Below are 24702 nucleotides of genomic sequence, written 5' to 3'. Positions count from 1 at the left end.
CAATTTTCCGAGCCCCCAGAATTGGGGGTTTGGGGGCCAGACAATTTTCCGAGCCCCCAGAATTGGGGGTTTGGGGGGCCGACAATTTTCATCGTCGGACTGCAGGCATCACCGATTTCGCATTTCGATATCAAAAGCCCTCGAATTTTCGGGCTGTACGCCATTCTGGACGACATGAAGGCATAACATTAAGCCCAGCACCGTGAAGAGGTAGCCCAACCCCAAAGACATCGCGACTTGATGGACGGAATGAGAAGATTTGTAAAACATAACATGAATTTATTTAAACACTTGCCCCGATTTTAGGCCGTCCCACCATCCCCAGCTTCCCCCGAACGGGTTAAGGTAAGTAGGCGATCGCCGTTCAACTTCCTCGCCCAAAATATTTGAAATAATTTAGGAAAATTAACAATTTGAAAAAATCAAAAAAACTGCCCCTTTTGCAGGTATAATTAAAACAGTCTACCGGGAGGCTGTCACCATGAACGATCGCCCAATCATCGGGATCAAGTTGCTGGCATTCGCGTCAGTTCTCCTACTGGCTTCCGGGGGATCGGAAGTGGCGAAAGCGGAGCCGATGGTTCCCGGTTCGGACTGTGGATGTCACCCCGGCGATCGCTTCGATCCCAAACCCAAAATGCCGCGGGGAACCTACCAAGGACAGTGTATCAACTCCTGCCAGCAGCGATCGGTTCGCCGCCTCTCCCCCGCCGAAGCCGCCGAATATGGCATCCCTCCCCAAGCGATCGCCGTGGCGAACGTCAGCCACCGCGATCGGTTTTGGGTGGCTCAAATTCCCGCCGACGGGGTAGAAACCGTCATCTACCAACTCGAACATCCGATTTTTGCCGCCCACGCCCAGCTTCGGTTTCGCTTTTCTCCCGGTTCGGAAGTCATTTTAATTCCCCAAGTTCCCAATTCTGGGGAGTCTCCCACCCAAATTTCCGACTTGGTTTTGTCGGTGGAAGCCGTCCCAGTTGTGGGGGGTAATTTCGATTTAGTTGCCGGATTTTTTGACAACTTCGCGATCGCCTACCGCTTGGTTTCTTTGGAAGCGAGAGCCCAACGCATGATCCAAGTTGACGGCCACCGCGTCGAACAGATCCAGCTCAATTTGACACCCGCTCAAAATCACCAATTACTCCTGAATGCGATCGCCGAAAGTGAGCGAGCCGGACTCAGTCGGATGTACCATTCTTTTGATCGCAACTGTACCAGCGAAGTCTTCCGACTCTTAGATCGAACCACCGGCTACAACCCGCCCGCCAACTCGGATATCGAGGAAATTTTCATCAACGCCCCCACCGGAGATCAGATCTCGATGTTGATCGCAAATGGCACGTTAGATCCAGAAGAAATCGCCCAATTTTTAGCCGATACTTTAGATGAAACCCAGTGGCAATTTTTGCAAGACCACATCCCCACCATTTCCCACAACGCCCTGAAACGCCGCGGCCTTCTGGGGCCGACGATCGCCGATCTCAATCAGGAGTTGAACGCCGGACAACGGCTGTGGTAGTGAAGGACAGATAAAACCCACCGATGCGACCCAAATCTCTATCTTTATCCTCAATTTTAATCGCCGGAATTTTCCTTTTTTATCCGGCTATTTCCTCGCGATCGCAAGAAATCGGCGCGGTTCCCGCCATTCAATCGCCCGAATTCGAGGCGATCTGCAGGTCGGGGCCGACCGCAGACTGTGAAACCATCGGAAAAGCCGCCCACCTCACCACGGATTTAATTTACGAATTATTTGACGGCGAAATCACCCATAATCGAGCCAAATATCAATCCATAATCGGCGCGATCGCCCAACTGTACGGAACCGAACCGAACGCCGTTCAAGTCGTCAACAAACGCCTGAAACTGTCGGATTTTTTCATCGTCGAAGCAGATCAGGTGTTCGGAGGCTATGCCGTTTTCATCCGTCCCCAAAATAGCGAATCCCAAGGCCGACAAAAAGCGAAATTTTTCATCGCATTTAAAGGGGTTTACCCGAAGTTGGAAGATCCCAACGATATCGCCGCCGCCCTGTCCGCCTTACCCGAACATCTCTACCGCGATGCCGGCGTGTTAATTCACCGGGGATTTCGGGATTATGCGGCTTCAGTTTTCCAGGACGAAACCTCCCAAACGGCGATCGCGGACATTTTGCGACTCCAAGCCGACCCCCAAACGGACGTAGAAGTGTTGGTGACGGGGCACAGCTTGGGGGGATGTGCCATCCTCTACGCCGCCCTGTTAGTAGATGCGGGAGTTTCTCCTCAAAATATACAGGCGATCGTCTTCGGTTCTGGACCCGTCGCCACATCAGATTTTATCACCCAATATCCCGATCTAATTCCCAACATTACCCGCGTCGAAACCGGAGGAGATATGTTGATCTATGAAGACGGTTCCCCAATGAAACCCATCTACGATACCTTGGGTTACGTTCCCTTCGGAAAATTGATTCACGCCCCAGCCAGCGATCGCCTCAACCAACTGAAACAACAGTTACTCATCCTGGAACAACGGCGACAAACTTCCCCCTCGGAAAACCTCACCTCCGATGCCCTCAATTTAGCCCGAGAAATCCTCCAAGAACGAGTCGCCATCCACACCCACAGCTATCGCTATTACTACCAACGATATCGCTCGGGTCAGGGCGATCGCCCCCTGTGGTAAAAAAATCTGATGATACCGAAAAAAGCCAAAAATTTGCCGTTTCAAAGCCCCCAGAATTGGGGGTTTGGGGGCAAGAAAGCCCCCAGAATTGGGGGTTTGGGGGCGAGAAAGCCCCCAGAATTGGGGGTTTGGGGGCAAGAAAGCCCCCAGAATTGGGGGTTTGGGGGCAAGAAAGCCCCCAGAATTGGGGGTTTGGGGGCGAGACAATTATTTACCATCGCCATCAAACCCCTCCAAAAAAGGGAAGCCGGGGGGGTTTCCTCAACTTTAAATCAAATCACATCTTTGCGCTTTTGAACCACCACTAAAAAGGCGAACATCGCGCCGATAAAGCCCAGATTAATCCCCCAATATTTGCCAACATTCACGTCAAACATAGAGCCGTAATCCCGGTTAAACCGCTCGATCGTACCTTCCGCCTCGCCCAAAGCCCCCTCATAATTTCCCCGCCAATCTCCATACTGATCCTGCCACTCGTCGATCGCCGTTTTGTACTCGTCCACCCGCTCCTGATAAGCCTCCATATCCGCTTGATACTGGTCCATCTCCTCCTCATACTCCTCCTGGGCTTCATAGGACTGGGTATCCGGTCGGGTCGGCTGTTCCGGCGGGTCCCCCGGATCTTCCGGTTTGGGCGGTTGATCTTCATCTACGGCCGGATTGTACTTCGACAAAATGCCGGGGAAATTACATTCCTTAAACAAGCTCGGGCCGAAGCAGGAGCAATCCTGTTTTTGTTCCTCCGTCAGGGCATCCCGTTCCGCTTCGGACAACTGCCAGCAGGCATCCGCCGCCACATCTTGTCCCGCCCCCGTAATCGTGACCAGAGCTTCAAACGGCCATTTTGTCAGCGTCAAATTGTTGATCATTTTCCCCGGCAAACCGAAGGTATTGATAGGCAACATCCCCCCGCCGAACGTGATTTGAGGGACCAAAAATATAATGGTCAAAAGCGGGGCGATATTTTGGTTCGGCGAAATCGCCGACACCAACAATCCCATCACCATCCCCGACATCGTTGCCAACAGCAAGGTGACGTACATCGCCCCGTAAACGGAAATGTCTCCGGGAATATTGATGGCAAACAACTTGAAGATCAGGAAGATCGCCGCCTGATATAACGCGAAGATCAACGCGATCCAAACCTTCGACAAAATATAGGGCAAAATCTGCAAGCCGATGGTGCGTTCCCGGCGATAAATATCCGCCTCTTTGACGATTTCCCGCATCGTGGCGATGCTGCCCACCATCACCGCCACCAAAGCGGTGACGAATAACATGGTAATCACCTGGCCGAAGTCACCCTCCGTGGTGTCGAACATCTCGGAATTCCAGGTCAATAAATCCAGTATCCCCAGAATCGGCGCGATCGCCAACATCAAAATCAAACTGGCGCGATCGCGCATGAAAATCGCCCAATTCCGCTTAGAGAGAATTAAAAACTGACGCCAACCCGACACCCGCTTCAACTGGGCAGCGGGAGCCTGTTTGGACGGGCGGGTGCGACTCGTTTCCGACTGTTGAACGTCCAACGACTGCTGTCGTTGCGCCACGAATCTTTGGTACTGGGAAGAATTGAGATAATCCTGCTGCCATTCCTCGGGCGATCGCTCCCGTTCCACCTTGTGATAAATTTCATTAAAACGCTGCACCCCGAAATAATCCAGCGCCTCCTGGGGCGGGCCGAAATAGGCCACCCGGCCCCCAGCCCCCAAAAACACCACCATATTACACAGCATCACGTTGTCCGTGGCGTGGGTGATCAACAGCACCGTCCGGCCCTGGTCCGCCAGGTTCCGCAGCAGGTTCATGATATCCGCTTCCGTCCCCGGATCGAGTCCCGACGTCGCCTCATCCAAAAAGAACAAACTCGGCTTCGTCAGCAACTCCACCCCGATAGACACCCGCTTCAGTTGCCCGCCACTCAGGGCTTTGACGGCGACATCCCGGCGGTGGGACAGGCCGAGTTCCTGCAGGACTTCATCCACCCGCTTCCGGCGTTCCGCCACCGTCGTATCCGCAGGCATCCGCAACTGAGCCGCGTAGTCGAGGGCCTGGGCGACCGTCAACTCCATGTGGACGATATCCTTTTGGGGGACGTAGCCAATTTCCGTGCGGTAGGCGTTGTAATTTTTGTACAGATCCTCCCCGTTCACCAACACCCGGCCCCCCGTCGCCGGACGGAAGCCGTTGAGGGCGTCGAGGAGGGTCGATTTTCCCCCGCCGCTCACCCCCGCCACCACCACAAATTCCCGGGCTTGGACGGACAGGGAGATATCGTTGAGCAGGTTGACCTCTTTGGACACCTGTTTGTTGAGGTGCAGGGCATCGAGGCGGAGGTTGCCCTCTTCGTTGACTTGGACGAGGGTTTCATCGACGTTGAACGTGAAGCGACAGGGCCCGATGCGAATGGTGTCCCCCACCATCAAAGTGCGATCGCCGGTGACGGGTTTGCCGTTGACAAAAGTGCCGTTAGTCGAATTCAAGTCCGTCAGGATAAACGAACCATTTTGGCGGGCGATCTGGGCGTGGTGGCGGGAGACGGAGGGGTGGTTGACCACCGTATCATTGCTCTCATCCCGGCCGATAGTGAGGAGATCTCGCCCCCGCAAGTCGAGAACACAACTGAGCAATGTCCCTTGTTTTTCTGGAAGTTGGGAGACGACCTCCGTGGCGTCTTCCTCGGCGGAAGCGGAGACTTGGGTGGGGGCCGTCGCCAGAGAAGTGAGGCCAAATTTTAATTGGGTATTTCCGATCTGGATGATGTCACAGTCCACCAAAGGATGGGGAGAATGGGGGGAAATTTTGACAGCGTTCACCTCGGTGCCGAGGGTGCTGCCGAGATCGACGATCAGGTAGCGATCGCCCTCCGCTTGAATTTGGGCGTGATGTCGGGAAACGCTCGGATCGTCGATCACGATCATATTGTCAGGCGATCGCCCGATCGATGTCGGCTCGCCGTCGAGGGGAAATTCTCGAACCGATGTACTCCCTCGAATTTCGAGCCTTGCACTGGGTTTTAAAATACTCATTGGACTTCACCCGTGGAGCTGAAAATAGTAAAAATCGGGAAGCGAGACAAGTCCGCTTCACCCCGGTATTTTGACCACAAAAGAACCGAAACTATTGACCTGGGTACTGACATTACCAATCATAATTCCGAATCTTTCCCTCGCCTCTTAAACTTAATCATTTTTAAAATTTGCTGTCGGTTCGACCCCCGACCGAGAGATTGAACCCTCAAAAAAGACGAGCTGGACACCACCACCGATCGCACTTCCTTCCGACCTGCCCGAATGATAAGATCGAAAAATTCACATCCCAACTTCTACCTGCTTCCCCATGAGCCACCCTGCTACAGGTACCGAGATCTGGTCAGAACTTCTCCAACAACTGCTCGAACATCAGTCCCTCTCCACCACCCAAGCCTCGATGTTGATGGAAGGATGGTTGAGTGAGTCCATACCCCCGGTCCTCTCGGGGGCCATTTTGATCGCCCTGCAAACCAAAGGCATCTCCGGGGAAGAACTGGCGGGCATGGCCTCCGTATTGCAAGCCCAGTCCCTCTCCGAAAGCCTCCCGTCCCCCCCGGAAACGTCCGCCCAATTTCAATATCCCACCATCGACACCTGCGGAACCGGGGGAGATGGGGCCTCCACCTTCAACATTTCCACCGCCGTCGCCTTCGTCGCCGCCGCCGCCGGGGTTCCAGTCGCCAAGCACGGCAACCGCTCCGCCTCCAGCAAAGTGGGTTCGGCCGACGTTTTGGAGGGGTTGGGCGTGAATTTGACCGCCCACCCGGAACAGGTGAGCGCCGCCCTCGATGCGGTGGGCATCACCTTCCTATTCGCCCCGGGCTGGCATCCGGCGATGAAAGCCGTGGCCCCGATGCGGCGAACCCTGAAGGTACGGACGGTGTTCAACCTGCTCGGGCCCCTGGTGAATCCCCTGCGTCCGAAAGCCCAAGTCATCGGCGTATTTGACCCCACCGTTTTGGACGCGATCGCAGCCGCTCTGGGACACCTGGGCATGGAGACGGCGATCGTCGTACACGGCCGGGAAGGCCTGGACGAGGCGGGTTTGGGCGATGCCACCGATTTGGCGATCCTCTCGGGAGGGCAAGTGAAGCGATCGCTCCTCCATCCCGAAGAATGCGGCATCGAACCCGCCCCCCTCGCCGCCCTCAAAGGCGGAGAACTCTCCGAAAATATGGAAATTCTGACCCGAGTCCTGCAAGGCCAAGGCACCCCCGCCCAACGGGATGCCGTCGCCCTCAACGCCTCCCTCGCCCTCCAGGTCGCCGGGGCCGTCCCCCTTCTCGCCCACCAAAAAGGCTTCGCCCTCGCCCGCGACATCCTCGACAGCGGAGCCGCCTGGTCAAAATTGCAGGAATTGGTGCAATTCTTAAAAGGATAAATGGGCGGATGGGGATTTTAGATTTTAGATTTTAGATTCCTCTCGGGGAGGAGTGAGAAATGAAGAGTCAAAAGTCAAAAAACGATTCCCTACTCCCTACTCCCTACTCCCTACTCCCTACTCCCTACCCTCGGGTACGGAACTCGACGACATCCTCCTTGATCGTGACATCGTACTCGCCGAAAAAGTCCTGTCCCAACAGTCCCACATCCAAAGCGGGGGCGATCGCGACGGCGATATTGTTAGCCGTCGCCCCCCCGACTTCGATCGAATCCACCAAACCGACCTCGAATTCCACCCCCCTTTGGCTGGGGGTGTCAGCCAAGCCCCGCCCCGTCGGAATCACACCCAACACTTCGGCCATGATCGGGGTGATCACCGTGCCGCTGGCCCCCGTATCGACCATCATCTCGAAGGGTTGACGGCCGTTGAAAACGACCTGAATCACGGGAATTCCCGCCTGGCGGCGCAGAATCTGGGCTTGAAACACCCCCGTCTCCCCCGGCAGAGCCGCCGTACCGGGTAGGGGAGTTTCCATTTCCGGAAAGTTGCAGATCTCATCGAGATTGATCACCCGGCCCGATTCCGTCTGGGCGAAACAGCCGGGATGCTCCTGGGCGATCGCGCCGGAGATCCCCAACAGGGACAAACTCAGGGCGATAGGGACACTCAGCACCCGGAGCGGTAAATGAGATTGAGCGTTCATGGCGGGGTTTGGCATGAGAGTGATGGCCGCGATCGCTCTTTGACCCCCACCTGTTTCGAGGTGCGGGTTTGGGCATCGCTATTCTGATTCAATTTTAGCCGATGCCTGCCCAGTGCCGCCCGCCTCCGTTTGCCGTCAAAAAACAGCCCGGACGCTCATCGTTTTGGGGGTCGGCAAACTTTTCCGTTGGGAAGGACGGCCCCGGCCAGCCGTACACCTTTGAATTGAATTCCAGTCAAGTTCGCCGAGCGCAGATTCGCGTCTCGCAGGTCGGCGTCCGTCAAATTGGCGCCCGTCAAATTGGCGCCCGTCAAATTGGCTTCCCGAAAATCGACCCGCTCCAAATTGGCCTGCTGTAGGTCGGCGGCGATCAAACAGGCTTTTTTGAAATTCGCGGCCTTCAAGTTGGCGGAATTGAGTTGGGCTTCCATCAACAGCGCACCCGCAAAGGTCGCCCCGCTCAAATAAGCGCCAGCGAAGTTGATACCCGTCAGCAACTTTTGGCTCAAGTCCACCCCCGCCAAGTCCGCCCCGCTGAAATTCACCTGAGTCAGACAGGTCCCCTTGAGACAGATCCCCCGCAAATAGGTTTTGCTCAAGTTCCCACGGCTGAGGTTGGCGCCCGTCAGGTTCGCCTGGTGAAGGTCCGCCTCCACCAGGGTGGCCGAATTCAGGTAGGCGCCCGTCAGGTTGGCACCGCGCAAATTGGCTCGATTCAGATTGGCGCCCCGCAGGTCGGCTTCCATCAGGTTGGCGCCGGTATTGGTTTTCGCCAGGTTGACCCGACTCAGATTCGCTTCAGCCAGCTTGGCATCGGTGAGGAGCGCCCGAGCCATGTTGCACTCGGAAAGGTTGGCCCGACTCAGGTTGATATTCCGGAGGTCAGCCTCACTCAAATCGGCCCGCCGCAGGTTCGCGTCGCTGAGGTCGGCTCCACTCAGGTTGGTGCCGCTCAAGTTCGCGCCTTCCAAGTTCGCCCGGGTGAGATTAGCCCAACCCCGGTGGGTGCCGGCCAGGTCGGCGTTGCCGAAATCGATGCCGACCCGTCGTATCCTCTCGCCGAGTTGCAGGACTCCCCACTCTACAGCCGAGATGGAATTTCCCCCGTTGGCATCGGCGTCCAGGAGATTTCTGGACAGGTGGACACCTCTGAAGTTTCTGTCCCCAGAAATATATTGGTCTAGTCGTTCTGCGGCATTCAGTTCTCTGGCATCCATAGCTTGAACCGTGTTGTCAATTGGGCAAGTTTACGGGAGTCACATCGCACCAAAGATGTCGCTTGCCCGCCGGTTGTCGCGGGACGATTTGGGGTCGGGATTGACACCATCATTTGATGCGTATCTCTCGCCGTCGAGAGCGGATCGGACTGTCCCCCCGAATTCCGTACCGTACCGATGGGCATCGAATGTTGCAGACAGTTGGGACTCCCAATTCTGAGGTGCTGAGATGTCAGAATGATGACGGCTAATTGAGGGGCTCGCGATCGCCCGAATCGGTTGGAATTGAGTTAGAACTGTTCTAAGTCCGATAACAGCTATTGGTTGAGATTCCATACAAAAATTTAGGTCAAGTGTAGCACCCCTACGGGCGATCGCCATACTCCACAAGATGGAATTCCAAAATTTAAGGAAATTTTCAATTTTTCTATCAAAATCGATCGCTCCTCCTTCCGCCTCTCTGTTGATTTAATAAAAATTTAATAATTATGTTGTGTCCGCGATCACATAATCGCCGTGATCGGAAAATGATCCGTCCGTCGGGAAGGCCACGGGGCAAAAATTGTCATGCGACGACAACAGGAGCCGCGAGTCGATCGCCGCTCTCGTCCGTTGTCTGGCAAAATGATGGAGTATTTTCACAAAGCAATAGCAATTGGGTTTCATGTCGCTTATCTCTGCTCAACCGGCTCTGCTCGTTCTCGTCGATGGCACCGCCTATCGCGGTTGGTCCTTCGGCGCCCCCGGTACGGTCGTCGGCGAAGTGGTGTTCAACACCGGAATGACGGGCTACCAGGAAGTGCTCACCGATCCCAGCTACTGCGGCCAGATCGTGACGTTCACCTATCCCGAATTGGGGAACACCGGGGTCAACCCAGAAGACGAAGAATCCTCCCGGCCCCAGGTACTCGGCGCGATCGCCCGCAACATCTGCACCCGCCCGAGTAACTGGCGATCGACACAATCCCTCTCGGACTATCTCAAACAACACCACATCCCCGGCATCTACGGCATCGACACCCGCGCCCTGACCCGCAAACTCCGCACCGTTGGGGCCATGAACGGCGGCATCTCCACCGAAATCCTCGATCCGGGCGAGTTGTTGTCCCGAGTCCAGCAGGCGCCGAGTATGGACGGACTCAACTTGGTTAAGGAAGTCACCACCCCCGAAGTCTACGAGTGGTCCGACCCGACGGAAACCGTCTGGGAATTCAGCCCCAGCCTCCAATCCCCAGACGAGAACCAACCCGCCACACCCCGCTACACCGTCGTCGCGATCGATTTCGGCGTCAAGCGCAACATCCTCCGCCGCCTCGCCAGCTACGGCTGTCGCGTCATCGTCGTCCCCGCCGACACCCCCCCCGAAGACATCCTCAAATACGAACCCGACGGCATTTTCCTCTCCAACGGCCCCGGCGACCCGGCAGCCGTGACCGAGGGCATCGCCACCGCCCAACAGTTGGTGCAAAGCAACAAACCCGTCTTCGGCATCTGCATGGGCCACCAAATTCTCGGCCTCTCCCTCGGCGCCAAAACCTTCAAACTCAAGTTCGGCCACCGGGGGTTAAATCAACCCGCCGGCCTGAAGCGCCAGGTGGAAATCACCAGCCAAAACCACGGGTTCGCCATCGACGCCGACTCCCTGTCGGACGGGGTGGAAATTACCCACCTCAACCTCAACGATCGCACCGTGGCCGGATTGAAACACAAGTCCCTGCCCCTGTTTTCCGTCCAATACCACCCGGAAGCCAGCCCCGGCCCCCACGATGCCGACTACCTGTTCGAGCGTTTCATCCAAGAAATGGAAAACAGCAAAAGCAAAGCCGTCAGTTCGGAGTCTTGAGTCCGAGCCAAATGGGGGCGGCTCCCCACCTGCGCCGCCCCCTTGCGCCCTTCCCCCAGAATCCATTTCGCCACGGACTGATTCTAGACAATTGCCGCAAAAAAAACTATACTGGTGAGGCAGTATACGTGCTATCAAGTTAGGAGGGGGCTATTCCTGAGCAACTAAACCTGACCGTTAGCCTCAGAGGGACTCGAGACGTTCAAGAGAATTATCAACTATTTCGTCTGACCGGATTGCTGGACGCCTTCTCAGAAGGTAAATTCCGGAAGGAGATGTCCAAGTGTATCGACAATGGACCCAAACACATCGTGTTGGACTTGTCCCAGATAGACTTTGTAGACAGTTCCGGTTTGGGCGCTCTGGTACAACTCGTCAAAAAAGCCCAGACTAACGGGGGAACTTTACAAATTGTTTCTAATCCTCGCGTAACCCAAACCGTGAAACTGGTTCGCTTGGAAAAATTTCTATCTCTGCAGCCTTCAGTTCAAGTGGCCGTGGAGAATGTCAAAGACGGTTAAGCTGGACGGGTTGACTCAGCTTTTTGTCAGCACGCCGACGAGGAGAAGGCTCCCCGTCGGTTCTGCGTGCGCGACGGAGTTCGGGGGGGCCTGGTGCCGATGTCGGATTTGAGGGGATTCTCGGATGCGACCTTGACCCCGGAGCAGGTTCGGCAGTTGTCACCTGCATCCTGGGCCTATTTGGGAGATGCCGTCTACGAATTGTATGTGCGTCGGTTCTACCTGATGCCCCCGAAGCGATCGCAACTGTATCACCGCCAGGTGGTCAACCAAGTCCGGGCCGAAAGTCAGGCCCGCCACCTGGACGCCCTCGCATCCCACCTCACCCCCGCCGAACTCGAAATCGTCAGGCTCGGCCGCAACGCGACGTTCCGCCGCCCGAAACGCATCGACGCGGAAACCTACCAGAAAGCGACGAGCCTGGAGGCCCTGTTGGGCTACCTGTACTTGACCGACCGCCCCCGCCTAGAAGAACTTCTCGGCCACCTCGACCTCGAAATCGATTGAGAGCCTCCCCGTTAAACCCGGGCCGTTTCATTTTCCCCCAAAAAATGGCCGAGGGAGCAGAGGAAGCAGAGGAAGCGACCGGGAGAAGAGGGAGATTTTTCGGAATCAAAAGGTATTTTTAAGGGGCTTTGAGTTGTCCCGACTCCCGAGTCTCGATTCTCGAGGACCGCGCGCCGCGCTATATCGTTGACTGTTGACTGTTGACTGTTGACTGTTGACTGTTGACTATTGACTATTGACTATTGACTATTGACTTATGACACCCCGCCCACCTTCCCGCCGCCCCTCCGAAAACCGGGGCCAATCCGCCCCCTCCCGGCCCCGCCGCCCTGCCGGCGACATCCCCGAGGACGATCTCATCTACGGGCGCCACACCGTCCTGGCGGCCTTGGAAAATCGGCGCTCCCTGAATCGAATCTGGGCGATCTCCCAACTGCGGTCCGACACCCGCTTCCAACCCCTGCTGCAAGAAGCCAAAGCCCGGGGCGCGATCATCGATGGCGCCAGCCACCAACGCCTCGACCAAATCACCCGGGGGGCCAACCACCAGGGCATCGCCGCCCAAGTCACCCCCTACCGATATTGGGATTTGGAAACCCTGATCGCCCGGGCCCAATCCGCCACTTCCCAACCCGTGCTGGTAGCCGTGGACGGCGTGACCGACCCCCACAACCTCGGGGCGATCGTGCGGACAGCAGAAGCGATGGGGACCCAAGGTTTGATCCTGCCCCAGCGGCGGGCCGTGGGGGTGAACGCCACCGTCATGAAAGTGGCCGCAGGCGCCTTGGAAACCTTTCCGGTCGCCCGGGTCGTCAATCTCAACCGGGCACTGACGGAACTGAAATCGGCAGGATTTTGGGTCTACGGCACCGCAGCGGGAGAGTACCCGCCCCTGCACACCGTCAATTTGACCGGTGCCGCCGTGCTGGTGGCGGGGAGCGAAGGGGAGGGACTCAGCCGAGGCATCGCCCAAAACTGCGACCTCCTCGTTTCCATTCCCCTGCGGGGGGCGACCCCGAGCTTGAACGTCTCCGTCGCCACCGGCATGGCCCTGTACGAGCTGTTTCGCCAACGGGGTGCGGATTGAGATTGAGGCGCGATCGCACTATCCCGCAGTCGGGGAACTCTCCAATAAGTTTGCTAAACTCAACTTAAGGTCGGAGAACCGGTTCTCGGGCCAACACTCCCAAATCGACCGATTGGAGTAATTGGTTCCAAGCCGCCGACACCGCCGGATCGTCACCGCGATCGGGCTGTAATTGCGCCAAGATTGACAGGGCATCGTACCAAAGTTCGGCTTTCAAATACAGGTCTACTTGCTCCAACGGCGTTTTTTGATTCAACTGAGTGACCAGAGTCGGCTCCAAATCAGTCCGCCGAATTCTGCCTTCGACGACCACATCTCCGGAGCGGTCTTCCGGATCGCAGACAATCGAAAAATACCACTGGTAATCGCGATCGGTTTTTAGCTCGAAATCCGTCCGATTTGAAGGAATCGTCACACCGATAATCCCCGATTTTTCTCCGATGTGCAGGGTCTCCTCATAAACGATCGCGTCATCAGTGCCGTCGAGCAGTACAAACTCCGCCACCTGTTTCGCCTCCATCGGAGGTAAATAGAAATAAAGCGTCGGAGAACTTTGAGCCGTCAACCCCGTCGCCGTTTCCGGTACGACCGCCATCAAAGGGGTTCGATTGAAGGTACAACTCGGGTTGCCGCTGCGGGTTCCGCCACCCGCCCGCCGACCGGGTATGTCGTCGTCGGCTCGAACAGATTCGGCGCCCGGGAGTGCCAGAAACAGGGTCAGCAACGAGATGACACCGATGGGGGCGGCGGCGGCTTTCCATATGGGGTTGAATAACATAGGCTTAACCGAATTTATCCCTGATTCACTGTCAGATTAATTATATCAAAGCGCTTTGCTCTCCCAAATCAGTAAAATTACGGAACATGAAGATAGAGAAGGCGAACACAATTGATCGGAATTGATGTCCGGTCAATCCGGAGGGAGACCCGGAGGTGCGACCGTTCTAATTTTTGCAAAATCCTTCAATAATAGCCGTGTTTGCTCAAGTTTTAGTCAAGATTAGATCTCTGTTGCCGGATACTTCGGGCAACCGTCATCGGCGAGAAAATGTCGGCAACCTTTCGACGAAGCAAGTCGCCACCGTCTTGCTGGCCAGCCTGTTGAGTACCTCCGCCATCTGGGTGATTCGCTCCTTTAGCATCCTCGAGTCGGTGGAATTGCAGGCCTTTGATCGCATGGTGCGGCTGCACGGCGACGGCGACCCCGACCCCCGGTTGACGGTCGTCGCCATCACGGAAGCCGATATCCGAGCCGAGCAGACCTGGCCGTTGCCCGATCGCACCATCGCCCGGGCTCTAGCTAAACTACAGGGCTATCAACCGAGAGTGATCGGTTTAGACCTGTACCGCGACGTCCCCCAACCCCCCGGACACTTCGAGTTGGTCGAACAGTTGAAAGCCGACAACGCCATCGCCATCGAACAGGTCGGCGTCGTCGGGCCCCCCCCATCGGTCCGGCCCGAAAAAATTGGTTTCAACGACCTGGCGATCGACTTCGACAATGCGGTCCGCCGCAACCTGATGTACGTCGAATACAAGGGAGAAAAACTTTACTCATTCGCGTTGAAAGTCAGCCAAAAATACCTGGAATCCCGGCTCGATCGCCCCGTCCCCATCCTCCTCGGAGCGGACTTTCTCCAACTCGGCAACACCACCTTTCCCACCCTGAAAGACAACGCCGGTGGCTACGAACTGCCCGCCTCGGAAGTCAAAGGGCGACAAATTTTGATCGACTACCGCTCCGAACAGATCGCCCGCATCATCACGCTAACCGAACTGTTGGAAGGGAATTTTGACTCCGAGTGGATTCGGGACAAAGCCATTTTGGTCGGTACGACCGCCCCGAGTTTGAAAGATCTCTATCCCACCCCCTACAGCCCCGCGAAGACGGACGATTACAGGATGCCGGGGGTCTTGATCCACGCCCAGATGGCGAGCCAAATTCTGGATGTCGTCCTGGACGGAAAATCCCTGTTTTGGTTCTGGCCGCAGTGGGCCGAGATCTTGTGGTTGTGGGGTTGGTCGGTTCTAGGGGGAAGTTTGGCGATGCGGTTCGATCGCCCCCTGTCCCTGGCATTGTTGGGGGGGGCGAGTGCGATCGCCCTGTGGGTGATTTGCTTTTTCGCGTTCACGCAAACGGGCTGGATTCCCCTGGTTCCTCCCGCCCTGGGCTTGGCGGCCACCGCCGGCATCGTCCTAGCCTACAAAGTCCTCTACAGCCTGTCCTACGACCCGCTGACGGATTTGCCCAACCGGACCCTGCTCACCCAACAGATCCGGCGCCTGAGCCGCACCGAAACCGCCGAAACCGCCCAAATCGCCCTGTTGTTTTTAGACCTCGATCGCTTCCGAATCATCAACGAGGGATTCGGACATCACATCGGCGATCGCCTGATCCTCTCGACGAGCCGGCGTCTCAAAACCTGCCTGCCCCCCCAAACCTTTTTGGCCCGGGTGGGGGGAGACGAATTCGCGATTCTCATCTCCGGCGTAGAAAATAGCGAGGAGGCGATCGCCGTGGCCCACCGGGTGCAAAAAACCCTCGCCGCCCCCTTCGATCTCGACGGCCAGGAAACCTACACCACCGCCAGCATCGGCATCGCCTGCAGCCCCCGCTCGAAAGAATTGGCGGCCCCAGACCTGCTGCGGGATGCCCACACCGCCATGTATCGAGCCAAAGCGTCCGGTCACGGCCGCTACGAAGTCTTTATCTCCACCATGCACACCCGGGCTCTGCAGCAGTTGGAGTTGGAGTCGGATTTGAGAGAGGCTATCAAAAACCGGGAATTTCAGCTCCATTACCAACCCATCATCGACCTGAGAACGGAGCAGATCGTCGGATTTGAAGCCCTGGTGCGCTGGATCTCCCCCAAACGGGGATTCGTCTCCCCGGGAGAATTTATCCCCCTTTCCGAAGACACCGGGTTAATTATTCCCTTGGGGGAGTGGATTCTGGAAGAGGGGTGCGGCCAGCTCGCCGCATGGCACGAAAAATATCCCCGAATTCCCCCTTTCGTTTTGAGCATCAATCTTTCCACCCGCCAACTCTCCCAGGCTAACTTGGTGGGGTGCGTCGATCGCATCCTCGACCGCAGCGGTGTCAACCGCGAGTCTATCAAATTGGAAATTACCGAAAGTACGATTATGGACGACGTAGATGAGGCGATCGCACTGTTGGAACAATTAAAAACCCTGGGAATCAAACTCAGCATGGACGATTTCGGAACCGGTTACTCCTCCCTGAGTTACCTGCACCGCTTCCCGATGGATACCCTGAAAGTCGATCAATCTTTTATCCGCCGCATGGACGAGAGCCGGGAAAATACCGATATTGTCAAAACCATTATCATGCTCGGACACAATCTGAAGATGGATGTGGTCGCCGAAGGAATCGAAACAGAGCAAAATGTTAAAGTTCTTCGGACCCTGAACTGCGAATACGGACAAGGATACTATTTCTCAAAACCTTTACCCGTCACCGCCGTAGAAGAACTGTTGACTCGCATCCATGATTCCCCATGTCCCTGAGAATCGGTTACGACTGTCGGCTGTGGCGCTTGTGCAGGGCACCGAGGCCCAAAGCTCCCAAACCGAGGAGTCCCATCACCGAGGTCGGTTCCGGTACGGACACCGCTTCACCGCTCGCGGACTCTGCCGAAGGTTGGGCGATCGCATCATCAAGGGTCGAGTAATACTGAGTCGGTTTATTGTCCCCATCGAATTCCATCCACCAGGGACCCCAACTACCAGTTGTCCAACTATTCCACCAACTGCTCATCCAACTCATCAGGGTGTCGGTTCCCCGCTTGCCTTGCGTCGTCCGATTCGGGCCATTGCCGCGACTCAGGTTCGACAAATCCAAATCCCACCCCGTCACGTCCAGCAATTGGCGATCGATGGCGCTGATATCCAGGATTTGACCTTTTTGGAGGGTGGGGTGCATGATTCCCAGGGAATTGTCCTGTTTTTGCCAGTGGCTCGTTTGGTAGCCGTCCCCCCTGGCGCTCACGCCGCCGGCAAAGTTCCCCAGGTTGGTTGCCCCCCCGTCCAGGGAAAAATACTTCCCGGTGCCGCAGGTCCAGTCAAATACGTTGGCCTCTCGGCTGGTTTCGGAGTGGCGGAACAGATCCAGGGTGCTGACATACGTGAGGTCGGTTTCCTGAACGGGCGCCCCCTCGCCGCTCTCAGCCATCATGTACAGCATATTGGCGGTGTCGATACCGCTCACGAAGCCGAGGGAGTGGCCGATTTCGTGGAGGGCGACGCTCATGAAGTCGAGTTTGCCGTTGGCGATCGCGACATTATTATTGTAGACCCGGGAGAAATCCCAAATGTCCGAGTTGCTCAGAACGTTGCTGTTTATGGCGATCTCGGAGTCGAAGGCGACGGTGTTATCGTAACCGGGCATCAGTCCCAGGGCTTTGGCGTTAGCCCTTGTCAGCCAGATGGTGCGGTTGTTGGCGTTGCCGTTGTCGTCGAGGACGGTTCCGCTGCCGTCGGTGCGATCGCGCAACATTCCGAAGGTTTCGGTACTCAATGCGATCGCCTCCCGGTTCAGCCTGAGAACTTGGCTGAGGGTGAGTTGGGAGATATCCGCCAAGCCGAACCGGTCGAGGATCGTCGCGATCCCGGTGTCGTCCGCGTCGAACTGCAAATTTTTGAACGCCCTCAGATCGTCTTCCGAGGTGATATCCCGGAAGGTGTGATTCAGATATTGGTTGTAGCCGACTTCCACCATCTCGGGACGGGCCCCCCCCAACACCGTATCGCTCGCCATCTGGTCGTACTTGACGAAGATGTTGACCTCGACATCATCGTAGAGGATGGAAGACCAAATGTCGCCGGCGCGATCGAAAGCGTCAACAATTTCCGGAGAGGTTCCGAAATCGTGCATGAAGTTGAAAGTTGCGGCCCGCACCGGGGCGGCCAGGGCGATACCCGAAACGACACAAAGCAGATGTAACGGTATCTTTTTCAATTGGATCTTCGGTTTTAGTTGGCTCATTCTGGATAACGTTTGTTACGGTTAATAACTGGTTTTACTTCTTTATTGTAGATAAAAAAAAGGTCGATCCGCACCCCATATAGCGCTACGCGCGGGTGTAGGGTGTAGCCCTTCGACTGCGCTCAGGGCAACGGGTGTAGGGAATAGAAACCGCCTTTACATGGAAGTTTCGAGTCCTGCCCCCCAAACAGAAATGTAAACACACGAGCGATCATTGCTATATATAGCAGTACGCGCTCCTATAGTTACAAAACTTATCAAAGGGAATCGGGAGTAGGGAGATTGATCATTCCCCGCGTGTCACCAGGCCAGCGCACCCCATATCGGGCGAAAATTTAACAATTTAACCCGATTTTTAAAAATGATAAAAATTTCGATATTAGTGACATAAAAAAACCGCAATTTTCCGTAAAAATCCAGAGTTTTTACCGTAACCTTATGGAACAGAAGGATTCTTCATCAAAGCTTCAAAAACGGCGGATGCCGGAGCCGCGAACTGCGATATCAACCCTGACATTCCGGTTTTCGGCATCCGAAGGGGGCGATCGCTTTCCGGACTCTCGAAGTCAGACGGCTATTCTTTTTTGATATACTTCCCTTTAGAATTCAATGCGAATCCCATGCCCGACGAATTCAAGGGAGGACAATCTCGAATGCCGAACTCTACGACTCGCCTGGTGTTCGGGGTGTTATCATCCTGCCTGCTGTCGGCCATCCCCGCCCACGGCCAACCCATCCAAGCCGACAGCACCCTGACTCCCAACAACACCGTCGTCGTCCCCCTCGAACCCGACATCTACGGCATCACCGGGGGAACGGAAGCCGGACCGAACCTCTTCCACAGTTTTCGGGAATTTTCCGTTCCCGAAGTCGGGGGGGCGGTCTTTTTCAACGACAATCCCGCCATTCAAAACGTCATCGGCCGGGTGACGGGTTCCTCAATTTCAGCGATCGAAGGATTCATCGAAGCCGCGGGGGGTTCGCCCAATTTCAATCTATTTCTCCTCAACCCCAACGGGATCGTTTTCGGCCCCAACGCCAGTTTGAATGTCGGGGGCGCCTTCGTCGCCACCACCGCAGATAGCCTGGTTTTCGACAATGGCGGGGAGTTCAGCGCGACGAATCCCCAACCGCCCCTGTTGAGAGTCAACGTCCCCCTCGGACTCCAGTTCGGACAAAATCCCGGCCCGATTTTAGTCCGGGGGGCGGGATTGCCCGGGCCGCCCGACCGGATTCCCCAGGGCAATACGTTCGCCCTGGTGGGGGGAAATGTCACGTTGCAGGGGGCGGCATTGGCGGCGCCGGACGGACGCATTGAGGTGGGGAGCGTCGGCGGCGGGGGGCGCGTGGCTTTGACGCCCCATCCCCAGGGATTTGAGTTCCGGTATGCACCTGGGCAGAATTTACAGGCGATTCGACTCCAGGAGGCTTTGCTCGATGCCAGCGGACCGAATGGGGGGGGAAATATTCAACTGCGGGGAAATACGATCGCGATCGACAATTCCGGAATCTTCGTCGCGCCCTCCCCGATGGCAACTCAACCGGGGGGCGACATCACCCTCCACGCCGATCGCGTTTTGACAATTGAAAATGGCTCGGCCGTCCAAACCATCACCTCGGGTCCGGTCGCGGGGGGAAATATTCGTCTCCGAGGGGAAACGGTGAACGTCCGCAACGGATTGTTGCCTCCGCCGGGAAGTCCCCCCGACACCCCACCCACCCCCACCCAGGTGGCGGCGGAAACGGAAGGAATCGGACGGGGCGGAAATTTGGCAGTTGTAACCGATCTCCTCCAAGTCGATAACTTCGCGCTGATGGGAACGGAAACCCGAGGATCGGGGCAGGGGGGAGATGTCACCATCGAAGCGCGGCGGTTGGGGGTCAACAATTCCCAGATCGGCGCCAACAGTTTGGGCGGCGGCGATACCGGGAATCTCACCGTCAATGTCTCCGAGGCGATCGAATTGCGGGGCAATCTCGGCCGTTTGATTACAGAAACCGGTGCCGGAGGGACTCCCGGCAATATTGTTGTCAATACGGGACAACTCAACATCCAAGGCGGAGCCGGAATCGCCACATCCACTTCCACCTCAACATCTGGACTCCAGGGGAACGTGCGGATCTCGGCAACGGAAATTAATATAGAGGGCGTTTCCCGCGAAGGCACGCCCAGCAGCATCACGACCCGAGTGGAACCGGGAAGTACGGCTAAAGGCGGTGATGTCGCCATCGAAACGGAAGTGTTGCAAATCCGCGATCGCGCCCGAATCAATACCAGCACGGCGGACGGGGGTTCGGGAGCTCCTTCCGGAACCATTTCCATCACCGCCCGCGATCGCATCGACATCCAGGGAAATCTCCAGCCTGATCAAATCAGTACGGGCTTATTGAGTCAAGTCGAACCCGAAGCAACCGGTCGGGGTGGCAACATCGTCCTCAATACCAATCAATTGAACCTACAAGGGGACGGGGCGACCATTTCCAGCGCCACCGGAGGACTCGGAAGCGGGGGCAACATTACCCTCCAAACCGGAGAACTCCGAGTCGGCGGCGGGGCGCAGATCGCCGCAGCAACCCTCGGCGAAGCTCCCGGGGGAACCATCGACGTGATTTCGGAATCGGTTCGACTCGCCGGCATCTCCGCCGACACCCAAAGTCCCAGCGGATTATTCACCTCCACCGGAACCCCCGATCGCCCCGGGGAAGGGACAGCCCGGGCGGGCAACATCCGAGTCCGAACCGGACAACTGCAAATCTCCGACGGCGCCCGTATCTCCGCCTCCAGCCAAAACCTCGGCCGGGGGGGCACCGTCACCGTCAGCGCTTCCGAACAGGTAGAACTGACCGGAACCTCCGCCGACGGCTTTTTCCGCAGCGGTATCTTTGCCGAAGGTCGCAGTTTGGGTTCGGGGGGAAATATCAGTGTCGCCACCCCCAATTTAAACTTGGACCGCGGCGCGACTATCACCGCCGAAACCGCCTCGGACGACGGGGGAAATCTCAACCTCCAGGTGGGAGATACCCTGGAATTGCGCCGCGGCAGTACCATCTCAGCAACGGCGGGGCTGGCCAGCAGCCGGGGAAATGGCGGCAACATCGATATCGTCACCCAGTATCTCTTCGCCCTCCCCCAGGAAAATAGCGATATCACCGCCAACGCCTTTTTCGGCCGGGGGGGCAACATCGATGTCACCGCCGAGGGGATTTTCGGCATCGAATTCCGAGAACAACCCACCCCCCTGAGCGATATGACCGTCAGTTCCGCCTTCGGGGTGGATGGGGTCGTCACCGTCAACAACCCCGACACCGACCCGAATCAGGGTTTGGCGGATCTGCCCGATCGCCCCATCGACCCCACCCGACTCGTCGCCCAAGACTGCCGCCAGGTTCCCGGATTTGCCGACAACCGATTCATCATCACCGGCCGGGGCGGCCTGCCCCCCAACCCGTCCGACGTTTCTAGTTTTCAGACACCATTAGAAGACTTGGGCGAAATTGCATTAGAAGAACGAGATTCCGTCACAACCCGCAACACCGAAGCATCGCCCCCCAAGACTTCTATTGCTCCTCCCGTCGAAGCCCGAGGATGGGTCGTCCATCCCGATGGTAAAGTTATCCTAGTCGCCCACGCCTCCGGTCAACCCGTCTCCATCCCCTGGCTGGCTCCTCAATGTCGAACAATTAACAATTAATCATTGATAATTGATAATTATGAAAGATAATGTTGTGAAGGATAAGTCGTTTTTGTTTGCGTTGCGGATTGTTAGATTGACGCGATATCTGAATATTGTTAATGACAGCAATTTTCAAGTCTGTGAGGTACGCTGGCAAATTCAAAGTCCCCATCCCCCCCTACCCCCCCTTTGTAAGGGGGGAGTTCAAGGGGGATTTAGGGGGATCGTCCGTATCGTATTGGATCGAAAACTGCTATATATCAGATCCGGTTATTTACCCGCCCCCCCTCGATCCCCCCCCAGCCCACCTTTTCAAGGGGGGAGCCGGAATTGGCTTTGACTTCTGGGTATTTACCGGATTCGATATTATTAATTGTTAATTATTAATTGAATTATGAACAGTCGTCCTTCAATTGTTAGCCTTTTAGTTTTGTTGGGTTTGTCGGCTAGTCTCCTCCTGTCGGATGGCATCCGATCGCCCGCCACTGCCAAAATTGCGGGGGCGGAAACGGAGGTGGTCGCCCAAGTGGAGGACGGGGTGCGACAGGAACAGCAGGGGCGCGATCGCTACGAACTAGGGGATTTTGAAGGGGCGATCGCGATCTGGAAATCCGCGGCGACTATCTACGAAACCGAGGGATATCCCATTTCTCGGGCGCGGGTGTTGAGCAACCTTTCTTTGGCTTATCAACAGTTGGGATTGTGGCGGGAGGCGAGGGAGGCGACGCAGGAGAGTTTGAATTGGCTACAAAATTCGGGCAATCAGGGAACATCGGTTCGGGCTCAAGCGTTGAATACCCAGGGGAAATTAAATTTGGCGACGGGAAACGCGGAAGAAGCCCTCGCCAATTGGGAGTTGTCCCAAAAATTTTACGCCCGGAGTCGGAATCGAGACGGCGTATTGCAAGCTCGAATCAATCAGGCGACCGCCTTAGAGCAACTCGGACTGTTTCGCCGCTCCCTGCAAGTGCTCACCGACGTGAATACCGACCTACAGGAACGAGAACTTTCCCCCCTGCAGGCGACGGTCTTAATTCGATTGGGAAATCTCCTCAATACCCTGAGTCGCCCCAATGATGCCCGAGAGGTTTTGGAGCGGGGGTTGGCAGTGGCTTTGGATTTGGAATTAAATTCCGAACAAATATCAGCTTTGCTGGGTTTGGGAAATGTGGCGCGATCGCTCCAAGATGCTTCGACTGCTTTCGATTATTATCAACAAGCCCTCGCTTTGTCTCCCGACCTCAACCAGCAAGTGGCGATCGAATTGGCTCGACTAGACCTTTTGGTGAATGCCGAAGATTGGGAAGCGGTGGCGGAATTGTTGCCCGAAACCCTGGCAAACCTCGATCGCCTCCCTTCGAGTCACCGGAACATTTATTCTCGCCTCAATTTGGGACAAGCCATGTCGGCGTGGAAACGGGCGACGGAACCGAACTCGTCCAGGGAAATGATTCTCGATCTTTATAGTACCGCCGCCCAACAGGCGATCGCACTGGGCGATCGGCGGGCGGAAGCCTACGCCCTGGGTTATTTGGCAAACGTCTACGAGGAAACCCGACAATTGCAACTCGCCGAACGCCTCACCCGAGACGCCCTAATTTTGAGCCAGGGAATCAATGCCCCGGATATCGCCTACCGCTGGCTGTGGCAGTTGGGGCGCATCAAAGGGCTGCAGGGACAGAAACAAGAGGCGATCGCAGCCTATTCCGAAGCCGTCACCCTGTTGAGTTCCCTCAGCGAAGATATCGCCGCTTTGGGCCGAGAATTTCAGTTCTCCTTTCAAAATAGCATCGAACCCGTATATCGGGAATTGGCGAGTTTGTTGCTCGACTCGGCACCGGGAGAGTCCGTCAGCCAGGACAATTTGGCAGCCGCCATCAACGTGATGGAGTCCCTGCAAGTTGCCGAACTGGATAACTTTTTTCAGGCGGCTTGCGTGGTGGCAGAACCCCGAAAGATCGACGAAATCGATTCCCGGGCGGCGGTGATTTATCCGATTATTTTGAGCGATCGCCTGGAAGTCATTCTCCGCACATCCCGCGGCCCCCTCATTCACCGTCGCATTCCCGTCGCCAGTTCCGAAGTCGAAAATGCGATCGACCGACTCTCCAAAGGTTTGGTGATCCGCTCCCGCCGCCAATTTTTCCAACCCGGACGACAACTCTACGATTGGCTGATCCGCCCCTTCGCCGACCCCCTCAATCCGGAAGAAATTAAAACCTTGGTATTGGTTCCAGATGGTCCCCTGCGAAATATTCCGATCGCGACCCTTTATGACGGGGAAAACTACCTGATCGAAACCTACAATATCGCCGTCACACCTGGCTTACAACTCCTTTCTGCCCGCTCCATCCAACAGTTAGATTTACAGATTTTGGCGGCCGGACTCACGGAAGAACGGCAGGGGTTCAGCCCCTTAGATTACGTCGAAGAAGAAATGGAAATTCTCAAAGCGGAAACGTCGAGTAAGATTCTACTTAATCAGGAATTTACCAGCGCATCCCTCAGACAAGAATTTGAATATTCCAGCTATCCCATCGTTCACTTTGCCACCCACGGTCAATTTAGTTCCCAACTCGACGAAACCTTTATTCTGGCCTGGGACAGCCGCATCAGCATTCTCGAATTGGATACCTTATTGACCGAAAAAACCCTCGACGGTCGCAATCCGATCGAACTGCTGGTTCTCAGCGCCTGCCAGACGGCTTCGGGAGACGATCGCGCCGCTTTGGGACTGGCGGGAATGGCCGTCAGGGCGGGCGCCCGCAGCACGGTCGGAACCCTGTGGTCGGTGAACGACCAGGCGACCAGCGAGTTGATGAGTCAATTCTACCGATTTTTGAATCAAAAGAACCTCACCAAAGCGGAAGCTTTGAGGGCGGCTCAACTGGAATTACTGAACAATGAATTCTACGATCATCCCTTTTACTGGAGTCCCTACATTTTAGTCGGTAATTGGCTGTAATATTTGCCCCGTTCAAATCGGAGAAATCCCCCCTTCTCCCCCAATTCTCCCCCCAATTCTCCCCCCAATTCTCCCCCCAATTCTCCCCCCAATT

At 56.2% G+C, this 24702-nt stretch carries 16 protein-coding genes; 11 read left to right on the top strand and 5 right to left on the bottom strand.

Annotation, left to right across the window (positions count from 1 at the left end):
- The 3 genes from LKE08_RS07105 to LKE08_RS07095 all read left to right on the top strand — a co-directional run.
- A partial coding sequence (locus tag LKE08_RS07105) for a hypothetical protein (protein ID WP_324703511.1) occupies positions 1-186 on the top strand: 186 nt, incomplete at its 5' end.
- Between the two features lie 295 nt (positions 187-481).
- Entirely contained in the window at positions 482-1519 is a 1038-nt protein-coding gene (locus LKE08_RS07100) for a DUF4105 domain-containing protein (RefSeq protein ID WP_324703510.1), read from the top strand.
- 23 nt (positions 1520-1542) lie between these two features.
- Positions 1543-2667: a lipase gene (locus LKE08_RS07095; protein WP_324703509.1), complete on the top strand. Its 1125-nt coding sequence runs from the start codon at positions 1543-1545 to the stop codon at positions 2665-2667.
- A gap of 272 nt (positions 2668-2939) precedes the next feature.
- Here LKE08_RS07095 and LKE08_RS07090 read toward each other — a convergent pair whose 3' ends face one another.
- Positions 2940-5699, bottom strand: coding sequence for an FHA domain-containing protein (locus LKE08_RS07090; RefSeq protein ID WP_324703508.1), 2760 nt, complete (start codon positions 5697-5699; stop codon positions 2940-2942).
- 310 nt (positions 5700-6009) lie between these two features.
- Here LKE08_RS07090 and trpD point away from each other — a divergent pair, with 310 nt between their 5' ends.
- Entirely contained in the window at positions 6010-7083 is a 1074-nt protein-coding gene (gene trpD, locus LKE08_RS07085) for an anthranilate phosphoribosyltransferase (protein WP_324703507.1), read from the top strand.
- 124 nt (positions 7084-7207) lie between these two features.
- Here the strand turns inward: trpD and LKE08_RS07080 are convergent, their stop codons facing one another.
- On the bottom strand, positions 7208-7789 hold the full coding sequence (locus tag LKE08_RS07080; protein ID WP_324703506.1) for a retropepsin-like aspartic protease: 582 nt from the start codon (positions 7787-7789) through the stop codon (positions 7208-7210).
- A gap of 155 nt (positions 7790-7944) precedes the next feature.
- Positions 7945-9006, bottom strand: a complete 1062-nt coding sequence (locus LKE08_RS07075) for a pentapeptide repeat-containing protein (RefSeq protein WP_324703505.1) — start codon at positions 9004-9006, stop codon at positions 7945-7947.
- Between the two features lie 664 nt (positions 9007-9670).
- On the opposite strand from LKE08_RS07075, the gene carA reads away from it, so the two are divergent.
- The 4 genes from carA to rlmB all read left to right on the top strand — a co-directional run bounded on the left by carA (position 9671) and on the right by rlmB (position 12964).
- Entirely contained in the window at positions 9671-10849 is a 1179-nt protein-coding gene (gene carA / locus LKE08_RS07070; RefSeq protein WP_324703504.1) for a glutamine-hydrolyzing carbamoyl-phosphate synthase small subunit, read from the top strand.
- Between the two features lie 152 nt (positions 10850-11001).
- A complete protein-coding gene (locus tag LKE08_RS07065; RefSeq protein ID WP_324703512.1) occupies positions 11002-11370 on the top strand; it encodes an STAS domain-containing protein in 369 nt (122 codons plus the stop codon).
- Positions 11371-11526: 156 nt separating this feature from the next.
- On the top strand, positions 11527-11877 hold the full coding sequence (locus LKE08_RS07060; RefSeq protein WP_324703503.1) for a ribonuclease III domain-containing protein: 351 nt from the start codon (positions 11527-11529) through the stop codon (positions 11875-11877).
- A 256-nt stretch (positions 11878-12133) separates the two neighbouring features.
- On the top strand, positions 12134-12964 hold the full coding sequence (rlmB, locus tag LKE08_RS07055) for a 23S rRNA (guanosine(2251)-2'-O)-methyltransferase RlmB (RefSeq protein WP_324703502.1): 831 nt from the start codon (positions 12134-12136) through the stop codon (positions 12962-12964).
- 64 nt (positions 12965-13028) lie between these two features.
- Here the strand turns inward: rlmB and LKE08_RS07050 are convergent, their stop codons facing one another.
- Positions 13029-13742 (bottom strand): DUF928 domain-containing protein, encoded by a 714-nt coding sequence (locus tag LKE08_RS07050; protein WP_324703501.1) that lies wholly within the window; start codon positions 13740-13742, stop codon positions 13029-13031.
- Between the two features lie 233 nt (positions 13743-13975).
- Between LKE08_RS07050 and LKE08_RS07045 the strand changes: the two genes are divergently transcribed.
- Positions 13976-16492 carry an EAL domain-containing protein gene (locus LKE08_RS07045; protein ID WP_324703500.1) on the top strand — a complete coding sequence of 839 codons (2517 nt, stop codon included), beginning with the start codon at positions 13976-13978 and terminating at the stop codon, positions 16490-16492.
- Positions 16493-16499: 7 nt separating this feature from the next.
- Here LKE08_RS07045 and LKE08_RS07040 read toward each other — a convergent pair whose 3' ends face one another.
- Complete coding sequence (locus LKE08_RS07040; protein WP_324703499.1) at positions 16500-17969, bottom strand: NF038122 family metalloprotease; 1470 nt, start codon at positions 17967-17969, stop codon at positions 16500-16502.
- Positions 17970-18622: 653 nt separating this feature from the next.
- Between LKE08_RS07040 and LKE08_RS07035 the strand changes: the two genes are divergently transcribed.
- Positions 18623-21661 (top strand): S-layer family protein, encoded by a 3039-nt coding sequence (locus LKE08_RS07035; RefSeq protein WP_324703498.1) that lies wholly within the window; start codon positions 18623-18625, stop codon positions 21659-21661.
- Between the two features lie 376 nt (positions 21662-22037).
- On the top strand, positions 22038-24608 hold the full coding sequence (locus LKE08_RS07030; protein ID WP_324703497.1) for a CHAT domain-containing protein: 2571 nt from the start codon (positions 22038-22040) through the stop codon (positions 24606-24608).
- The last annotated feature ends 94 nt before the right edge of the window (positions 24609-24702 follow it).

The organism is Lyngbya sp. CCY1209, from assembly GCF_035615495.1.
Lineage (GTDB): Bacteria > Cyanobacteriota > Cyanobacteriia > Cyanobacteriales > Microcoleaceae > Limnospira.
This window is presented reverse-complemented; position numbering and strand designations above follow the sequence as displayed.